The 7,519-nt window shown below is 64.3% G+C and carries 12 protein-coding genes; 9 read left to right on the top strand and 3 right to left on the bottom strand.

The features are described 5' to 3' along the window. The first annotated feature begins 133 nt into the window (after positions 1 to 133). The 3 genes from cls to ACOADB_RS12240 all read left to right on the top strand — a co-directional run bounded on the left by cls (position 134) and on the right by ACOADB_RS12240 (position 2,551). A complete protein-coding gene (gene cls / locus ACOADB_RS12230; protein WP_378598690.1) occupies positions 134 to 1,606 on the top strand; it encodes a cardiolipin synthase in 1,473 nt (490 codons plus the stop codon). Between the two features lie 156 nt (positions 1,607 to 1,762). Next, entirely contained in the window at positions 1,763 to 1,972 is a 210-nt protein-coding gene (locus ACOADB_RS12235; RefSeq protein ID WP_378598692.1) for a hypothetical protein, read from the top strand. A gap of 111 nt (positions 1,973 to 2,083) precedes the next feature. Next, the gene (locus tag ACOADB_RS12240; protein WP_378598695.1) at positions 2,084 to 2,551 is read left to right on the top strand and encodes a DUF4279 domain-containing protein; all 468 of its coding nucleotides are present in this window, start codon (positions 2,084 to 2,086) and stop codon (positions 2,549 to 2,551) included. Between the two features lie 143 nt (positions 2,552 to 2,694). Here the strand turns inward: ACOADB_RS12240 and ACOADB_RS12245 are convergent, their stop codons facing one another. After that, positions 2,695 to 2,991 carry a hypothetical protein gene (locus ACOADB_RS12245; RefSeq protein WP_378598698.1) on the bottom strand — a complete coding sequence of 99 codons (297 nt, stop codon included), beginning with the start codon at positions 2,989 to 2,991 and terminating at the stop codon, positions 2,695 to 2,697. A gap of 171 nt (positions 2,992 to 3,162) precedes the next feature. On the opposite strand from ACOADB_RS12245, the gene ACOADB_RS12250 reads away from it, so the two are divergent. Next, positions 3,163 to 3,474 carry a hypothetical protein gene (locus tag ACOADB_RS12250; protein WP_378598701.1) on the top strand — a complete coding sequence of 104 codons (312 nt, stop codon included), beginning with the start codon at positions 3,163 to 3,165 and terminating at the stop codon, positions 3,472 to 3,474. A gap of 110 nt (positions 3,475 to 3,584) precedes the next feature. On the opposite strand, the gene ACOADB_RS12255 is transcribed toward ACOADB_RS12250, so the two are convergent. After that, positions 3,585 to 3,773 (bottom strand): hypothetical protein, encoded by a 189-nt coding sequence (locus ACOADB_RS12255; RefSeq protein WP_378598704.1) that lies wholly within the window; start codon positions 3,771 to 3,773, stop codon positions 3,585 to 3,587. Positions 3,774 to 3,969: 196 nt separating this feature from the next. Here ACOADB_RS12255 and ACOADB_RS12260 point away from each other — a divergent pair, with 196 nt between their 5' ends. The 5 genes from ACOADB_RS12260 to ACOADB_RS12280 all read left to right on the top strand — a co-directional run bounded on the left by ACOADB_RS12260 (position 3,970) and on the right by ACOADB_RS12280 (position 6,208). Next, positions 3,970 to 4,320 carry a hypothetical protein gene (locus ACOADB_RS12260; protein ID WP_378598707.1) on the top strand — a complete coding sequence of 117 codons (351 nt, stop codon included), beginning with the start codon at positions 3,970 to 3,972 and terminating at the stop codon, positions 4,318 to 4,320. A gap of 202 nt (positions 4,321 to 4,522) precedes the next feature. Next, entirely contained in the window at positions 4,523 to 4,972 is a 450-nt protein-coding gene (locus tag ACOADB_RS12265; protein WP_378598710.1) for a DUF5959 family protein, read from the top strand. A gap of 66 nt (positions 4,973 to 5,038) precedes the next feature. Then, complete coding sequence (locus tag ACOADB_RS12270) at positions 5,039 to 5,374, top strand: hypothetical protein (RefSeq protein ID WP_378598713.1); 336 nt, start codon at positions 5,039 to 5,041, stop codon at positions 5,372 to 5,374. 105 nt (positions 5,375 to 5,479) lie between these two features. Beyond that, a complete protein-coding gene (locus ACOADB_RS12275; protein WP_378598716.1) occupies positions 5,480 to 5,821 on the top strand; it encodes a hypothetical protein in 342 nt (113 codons plus the stop codon). Positions 5,822 to 5,944: 123 nt separating this feature from the next. Then, a complete protein-coding gene (locus ACOADB_RS12280) occupies positions 5,945 to 6,208 on the top strand; it encodes a hypothetical protein (RefSeq protein WP_378598719.1) in 264 nt (87 codons plus the stop codon). A gap of 142 nt (positions 6,209 to 6,350) precedes the next feature. Here ACOADB_RS12280 and ACOADB_RS12285 read toward each other — a convergent pair whose 3' ends face one another. Beyond that, positions 6,351 to 6,752: a hypothetical protein gene (locus ACOADB_RS12285; protein ID WP_378598722.1), complete on the bottom strand. Its 402-nt coding sequence runs from the start codon at positions 6,750 to 6,752 to the stop codon at positions 6,351 to 6,353. Positions 6,753 to 7,519: the final 767 nt, after the last annotated feature.

Raw genomic sequence — 7,519 nt, forward strand, 5'->3', positions numbered from 1 at the left:
CTTCGTCGGGTCCAACCTGCTCCAGTCGAGCATCACCGGGTTCTGCCCCGCCGCAGTGATCCTGCGACGGTTCGGCGTGAAGTCCGGCTGCGCCTTCCGCTGAGAGAGGTTGCAGGTCTCCTAGTCTGCAGCAATGACCTGGCCCGACCCGACGTCGACCGTCGGCCTGATCTTCCTGATCCTGGAGGTGGGTCTCCGGCTCATCGCCCTCGGCGTCATCCCGGGCAACCGCAAGCCGTCGACCGGGATGGCGTGGCTGCTGCTCATCATGGTGGAGCCGATCATCGGGTTCCTGGTCTTCCTGATGTTCGGCCGCACCCGGCTCGGCTCGCGCCGGATCGGCCGCCAGCGGGAGGCGATCCGCGCGATCCGGGAGCGCACCGACCGGCTCCCCATGACGTTCGACACCAACCGGTTGCCGGCGCCGATCGCCCGCGTCGCCTCGCTCAACCACCACCTCGGCGCGCTTCCGCTGACCGGCGGCAACGAGGTCCAGCTGTGGGACGACTACCAGGCCCTGATCCTCGAGATGGCCGCCGAGGTGGACCGGGCCCGCAGCCACGTGCACGTGGAGTTCTACATCACCGCGTGGGACGAGGTGACCGACCCGCTCTTCCAGTCGATGATCCGCGCGACGGCCCGCGGGGTCGACGTACGCCTGCTGTTCGACCACCTCGGTTCGCGGCGAATCTCGGGCTATCACCGGATGCTGCGGCGCCTGCGCAAGACCGACATCGACTGGCACCCGATGCTGCCGATCAAGCCGCTGAAGGGCCGCTTCCGGCGCCCGGACCTGCGCAACCACCGCAAGATCCTGGTGGTCGACGGCAGCGTCGGCTTCACGGGTTCGCTGAACCTGACCGAGCCGGGCTACCACAGCGCGAAGAACCACCGGCTGGGTCGCGAGTGGGTCGAGCTGATGGTGCGCCTGGAGGGCCCGGTGGTGGGTGGCCTCAACGGCGTCTTCGCCACCGACTGGTACGTCGAGACGGGTGACGTCGTCGAGCTCGTCGCAGTTCACGGCACCCCCGACACGCGGCCCGACGAGGTGCTCGACGTGCCCTGCCAGGTGGTGCCCAGCGGCCCGGGCATCGCGGCGGAGAACAACCTGCGCATGTTCACCACGCTGATCTACGCCGCCACGGAGCGGATCTCCCTGACGTCGCCGTACTTCGTCCCCGACGAGTCGCTCTTGTACGCCGTCACGACGGCCGCCGAACGCGGCGTCGACGTGGAGCTGTTCGTGAGCGAGGTCGCCGACCAGTTCATGGTCGGGCACGCGCAGGCGTCGTACTATCGCGCGCTGCTGGAAGCCGGCGTCCGGATCCACCGCTACCCGGCCCCGCTGATCCTGCACGCGAAGCACTTCACCATCGACGACACGGTGGCCGTGATCGGGTCGAGCAACATGGACATGCGTTCGTTCGGCCTCAACTACGAGGTGTCGTTGATGCTCCCGGACCCGGCCGTGGTGGCGCGGATGCGCGAGGTCGAGGACGGCTATCGCGCGCTGTCGAAGGAGCTCACGCTGGCCGACTGGGACCGCCGGCCGCGCACCGTGCGGTTCGTCGACAATGTCATGCGCCTCACGGCCGCCCTCCAGTAGTCAATTGTGATGGGACCTTGTCCCGCTTTCGGCCTGACCTTGCCATCCCCCATTGCGCCGGTGCGATGCAGCGTGGATATTCGAAGAACAGGGCCTGAGGGAGAAGTCAAAGGGTCCTGAACACTGAGGACTCGGGCAGAAGCTGGGGGAGCAACCATGAGCGCACTCGCGTCCGAAACCGTCCTGGAGCAGGGCTCGGAGGTCCAGACCGGCCCGCGCCTGTCGCCCGAGCTCGAGGAGGTCATCCTCGAGATCGCCGCCTCCGAGCGTGCCCTCGACGACTTCCTCTCCCGCAGCGACCGCCTGCACGACAGCAACATCCAGCACGACCCGTCGTCCTGCCTGGTCTGCTTCTCCGGCCGCTGACCCGCTGACCCGCTGACCCGCAAGCTCGTCGAGCAGTCGCGAGGAACGAGCGACGTATCGAGACGCCTCGCCGGTCGAGGGGGTTGCGCAGCAACTTGCGACACTTGGCCCATGCGGATGAGCCAGTACGTCTACTTTGCGCTGGGGAGCAACGAGACGACTGGGGCTGAGATCTCCGCTCACCTCGGCATGGAGCCTGATGCGGTCAGGGTTCAGGGAAGCGACAGCAGCGATCCGCTCCGCCCCGCAAGCCACTCCTGGAAGATCTCCTGCGAAACGCTCGGACTTCGGCTGGATGAACAGATATCCGAGGTGCTCGATCGCATCGCGCCGGTCGCGGATCGCGTCCGTGCGCTTGTCGAACGCGGCGACGTCAGCGCGTGCCTTCAGGTCGTGCGGTACTTCAATGATGAGGACGGCGAGGAGGAGTCGCTCGGTGAGCCGGTCACCGATGACGACGGGCACGAGTGGGAGAAGATGGCCGGCCAGCATCAGCTGTTGGGATGGTCGATGGAGCGCGAACAGCTCGAGCTTCTGGTGGCCATGGGCGCAGACATCGACGCAGATGAGTACGGCTGATGAGGGTCTCGATCCTTGGGCTGCCTCTGTCAGCCTCCGCCCGGACGGCGGCATGGTCGATCGGAGCGGGTTAACGAGATCTCGGCCTCAAGCGCGCCGCCGGAGCGGATCCTTGCTGTAGGACTGAAACGGTGGTTCAGCCGTCATCTCTGAAGACCTGGCCAGGATCCCGAACCTCGCCACTGCATTTCGTCAGCACGACGCCACACAAACCCCTGCGGGTCGGCTGCGGCGTGTTCCGCCTCGCTGGCCTTGATCCTGATGTCATCGAGTACCGAGGCGTGCCAGACACCCAACGCTCCGGCACGTGCAACTGCAGCCTCTGGCTCGTCTGATGCAACAAGCAATGCAATCGGATCGCAACCCTCGACGGGTTCGCCGCCCCAGATGAACTGCACGTGCAGATCAGCCGTGCGCTGACGCCGCTGCCGGAACTTCATCTGCACGACCTTACGGCCGGCTGCTCGCTGATCGTCACGACCGTCCTGTTCGCAGCATGTCCGTGCGTCTCGGATCTATCAGGAGCGGCACGCAGGCGCTGTCTACGTCGACAAGGTAACCGGTCCATCAATCTGTCAGACAGAGGCGGCTCCGCTGGGCATGATCGGTTCATGCAGAGTTCTGATGGCTCCCGACGTTTCAGTCGGGAGTCGCTGGCCACCTGCCTAACGGTTCTCCTACTGACCGGCTTGGTCGCAAGGCTGGCCGTCCACGACGGCGACTCCTACTACTCCGGATCTGAGTTCCAAAAGTGGCTGGAAGTCGTCGGGACCGTGACCGCCTGTTTCCTGACCGCCGGACTCTTTCTCATCCGCCGTCCTGTCGGCCGAGGCATCTTGCTCGGGACAGTCTCGGCTGCAGTCCTTCTTGCGTGTGCGGTGTTCGCGGAGGCCTACATCTCCGTAACAACAGGGCCGTACTGACCGGCGGAGCGAGTCGCACTCGCCTGTCGGCAGCTTTCAGGCCAACCGGTAGCCGGATCGAGACTCCGCTTCGACGGCGGCATGGTCGGGCGTCGGAGGATGTCTCGTCCCTACTCGGGGCGGTCGTAGTAGACGGACATTGTGAGGTCGTCTTCGCCGTCGGTGACCTCGGATCGGAACGTGACGTCGTAAATCTCGATGTCGCCGAGTCCATCAATCGTGTCGGCAACTCGGCGAAGCAGCGCTGCCACGTCTCCCTGTCCAGCTCCGGAAGGATTGCTCTGCGAGAAGGTGAACATGGTGGAGATATCCCGTGGATCGGTCACATCTGATGCTCGCACGATTTACTGCCGTCGTGCGCCCATGTGCCCGCCGGTGCGGGTTCCCGCACCGACAGCGGCATGGTCTGGCGCTCCGCTTCGTTCTGATTTGAGTCGCCGAGCGACTTGTATCTCGACGTGTGACAGTCACTCGGTGGACCCGGCGAGGTGAAGTGTGAGCTTTGATCTCGCGTTCTGGTGGGAGAAGCCGACGCCTTCAACGAGTAGCGCCGCGGCTACCTACGGCCGATTGGTCGAGGGCGAACTGACCGTAACGGAGACGGCGCGCAACGCCGCCCTCGACGTCGCAAGCTTCTACACCGAGGTGACTGCCGCTTACCCCGAGATTTGCGAGGAGAACATGAACTCCTCGCCGTGGGCTTCCGCGATCTACAAGACAGACGAATGCGTGATCGTTGCCATCTCCTGGTCGCGAGCAGACGAGCTCACACCGGTTCTCTGCGATATGGCATTGCGCCACGGATTGACCACGTTCGATCCGCAGTCGAGCAGCGTCCTAACCTGACATTCGACTAGGCATCGGATCGCGTTCACCAGAGTTGGCGGCAACGCAATTTGGTGCTGCCGAGAACGCGCCTATTGAAGACGAGTCACCTGCTTCCGGCTCCTCATCGCAGTCTGTGCAACCGGCTCGACGGCATGCGCCCGCACCTCGGCACGACCGAGCGCATGGCGGCGACAGCGGGCGGCAGGGATAACCTCCAAATGTGCCCAATGACTCCTACGTCGTGCTGGCGATCGACACCGACGACGCGGGTCTGAAAGTGACGGTCCGGCGACAGCCGTACACCCCGCCCGGCGATGAGTCGTGGTTCGACTGTGAGATCACCGTCGAAGCGGCCCCACTTGTCTCGGGGACGTTGACGACGATGTTCACTCTGCAGCAGCTCAGGGACTGGGCGCAGTCCCTGGAAGGTCTGGAGCGTCCGTCGCTCGGGGGAGGATCGCGTCGCGCGCTGCTGGGTGGAGATCGGGCTGCCGGAGTGATCATCGAGATCGATGAGCAACAGGGTGGCGACGACGGCGCCCTCGTGGCGCAAGTCGAGGTGACGCCGAGCGGTGATGACCCATACCCGTTTGTCCGGTACCTGATTTTCGACGTGGTCCCCTTTGCGGCCGATGCCCGCCAGCGCCTAAACAGCCTGATTGAGGGCTAACTCGGACGAGCGCACATCGGCACGATCGCGTGGCCCGCGGCATGAGCGGACGACTACCCTCACCGCATGTCGCCGAGGGAATCCGATGAGGCGCAGTACGAGCGTGACCTCAACTGGTTGTGGGGCGCAGTTCACGAACTCCCCGCCGGGGTGCTGTGGGGTGCGAACGCCGCCAGTCAAGATGAGTGCGCCGAAATGATGTCTGGCCTGCTGGTCTTCGAGGGCGTGTGTGCGCGGCTGGACCTTAACGACCACGCTGCGTTTATCGAGGACTGCCGCTGGCACTTCGAGCACTACCCGCACTACCTAGAACGGCGACGCCACTTCACTGACTACGCGACCTACGTCCGTGACCGCAAGGGCCCCATGACCGTTCCTCGCCCGCCCGAACACAGGTTCTGAATCGCCTCGTCGGCAGGCTCGCACGATCGGCGGCATGAGCTGACGGTCAAAGGCAATGCGTCCCGACCCTGCTCGCGGGATGATGAGTGTATGTACCCCAGGCCGTTGACCGCCCGCGAGCGGGCCGTCTTGACCGCCCTGCTGTCTGTGGACATCAAGGGCGTTGAGCGGCTTCGGGCGCAGGCAGCCGATGCGCAGGTCTTTGGCGGTTGCGCGTGCGGATGCCCGTCGATTGACTTCTTCAAGGGAAGCAACAGGGGCATGAGCATGGTCGTGAACGCGGGCATCAAAGACTCGGACACCCATGACGGGCTCTTCCTCTACACGGTGGAGATCCCTGGAACCGGCGAAATTCTGGGTGGCATCGAGTGGGTTGGGCAGAGCGAGTCAGACCCCGACGAGTTGCCGGCGCCCGAGGACCTGAACATCACCTTGGCCACTCCGTAGGCGCGCGGCCATCGGCAGGTCCGCTCAACGGCATGGTTGGGCGTTCCGCTCCGACAGCGGCACGTGCCTGCACATTGGGCGTGGGTCGATTCACGTGGCCCGCGTGCCGATACGTTGTCGCGGGTGAAACGTGATGCATGGCTCCTCGGGCTGTTCTTCGTGAGCATGGCTTATCTAGCAGTTCAGCGGATCGCTGAGGGCGAGGTCTTCTTCGGACTGGCGTTCCTCGCCTGTGTGCTTTTGTCCGCGGGTGTGTGGATGACACCGCTAGCCGAACTGGCCGATCGGCACGCACCGTGGGGATCGCGGATCGTGCAAGGCGTTCTCGTCGCCGCTGTGATCTTGATGCTGTACGCATCGCGCGATGATTGGAACTCGATTCTCTAGCCGTCATTCAGCGATGTGACGTCAAGACGCGTGCCGCTCTGTAGGTTCGTCGTTCGTGCGAAAACCGCTCACACAGCGGCAGAGTCGGGCGAGCGTAGCCGCCCTCAACGCGGCAGATCCGGACGCTTGGCAAGGTCAGCGTTTAGCGTGCGAGCCATTCGCGGTCGTTCACGTCAAGGCGAAGTTGCGGCCTCCGTCTGAAGAGGAACGACCGTCGCGTTTCCATCGATCCCTCGCCACGCAAGTAGGCATGGACGACCTCGGCCATGACGCGAACTTGGGCAGCCGCGTAGTCCGCGTCCGTGAAGTCATCCAGCATGAACACGCCGAGATTGGGGTTCAGGACGAACACCGCTTCAAGCCACTCGGTGTGCATGTTCATGACTGCAGCACGATCAGACTGGTCACGACTGGTGAACTCGATCCGTGCCAGAAAGTCCTTAGCTGGTGCCCCGCTGATCACGTCGGCGTCGCTACCTATCGTCTCCGTTGCGACCCGCAACATGAGGCGTTCGTACGCAGAGCGCGTCGGTTCAAGGTCCACGAGAACAGTCTGCCTGCTTGCCTCGTTGGCGTTGCGGTGCGCGCAGGTTGCGGCAGAGTCGGGCGTCTCTGAACGGTGGTCCCAATGATTGTGTGGTCCGGCGTTCACCTAGTGCCTGCAGAACCACACAATGACCGCGTCGCCTCACTGAATGGTCTCGCCGGATCCCGACTGCACGCCCAGCGGCATGGTCGGGCGGGCCCGTGCCATGATCCGTATATGACGCGTCCCCAGGTCGCATACGTACTGCTATACCGGACCCCGCGCGGATGGCGAACAACCGTTGCCGAGGTTCCGCGAGCGCTTGCATGCGGGATGCTCCCGGACGTTCCTGCTGACTCTCCCTTCGAGGTCGCATCAGCCAAGTTTGAAGCTTCCCTTAGGGATGGCTGGTCGATCGAACATCCACTGGACTGGCGCGAGACCCAACCTGACTGGTGGGGCGCTGAGGTCATCCCAGGAGCCCTCGCAGCCGAGGACTCCGCTGCGAAGTAGGCCCTGCCAACCGCACGCTCATCGGCAGATCCGCGCAGTTCCGGGGCACGCCAAAAACGGCGCCTGCCGCGACGTCACCCTCATCGAGCTCCAACGAGCCACGGCCTATCTCCGTCGGTGAAACCTGACATCCCCATTCGCCAACAGCTCGTGCGAGTACGCATGGTCGTGGATCCGGTGATGGTGGTGGTTGCAGAAGCAGATCCCGTCCTCGAGGTCGGTCTTCCCGCCCTCTGACCACGGTTTCAGGTGGTGGGCCTCGGTCCACGCGG

The sequence above is a fragment of the Nocardioides sp. CPCC 206348 genome (assembly GCF_048654705.1).
GTDB lineage: Bacteria > Actinomycetota > Actinomycetes > Propionibacteriales > Nocardioidaceae > Nocardioides.

Coding starts and splice junctions, on each gene's coding strand:
- cls (WP_378598690.1), top strand. CDS start 134: ATGACCTGGCCCGACCCGACGTCGACCGTCGGCCTGATCTTCCTGATC.
- ACOADB_RS12235 (WP_378598692.1), top strand. CDS start 1,763: ATGAGCGCACTCGCGTCCGAAACCGTCCTGGAGCAGGGCTCGGAGGTC.
- ACOADB_RS12240 (WP_378598695.1), top strand. CDS start 2,084: ATGCGGATGAGCCAGTACGTCTACTTTGCGCTGGGGAGCAACGAGACG.
- ACOADB_RS12245 (WP_378598698.1), bottom strand. CDS start 2,991: ATGAAGTTCCGGCAGCGGCGTCAGCGCACGGCTGATCTGCACGTGCAG.
- ACOADB_RS12250 (WP_378598701.1), top strand. CDS start 3,163: ATGCAGAGTTCTGATGGCTCCCGACGTTTCAGTCGGGAGTCGCTGGCC.
- ACOADB_RS12255 (WP_378598704.1), bottom strand. CDS start 3,773: ATGTTCACCTTCTCGCAGAGCAATCCTTCCGGAGCTGGACAGGGAGAC.
- ACOADB_RS12270 (WP_378598713.1), top strand. CDS start 5,039: ATGTCGCCGAGGGAATCCGATGAGGCGCAGTACGAGCGTGACCTCAAC.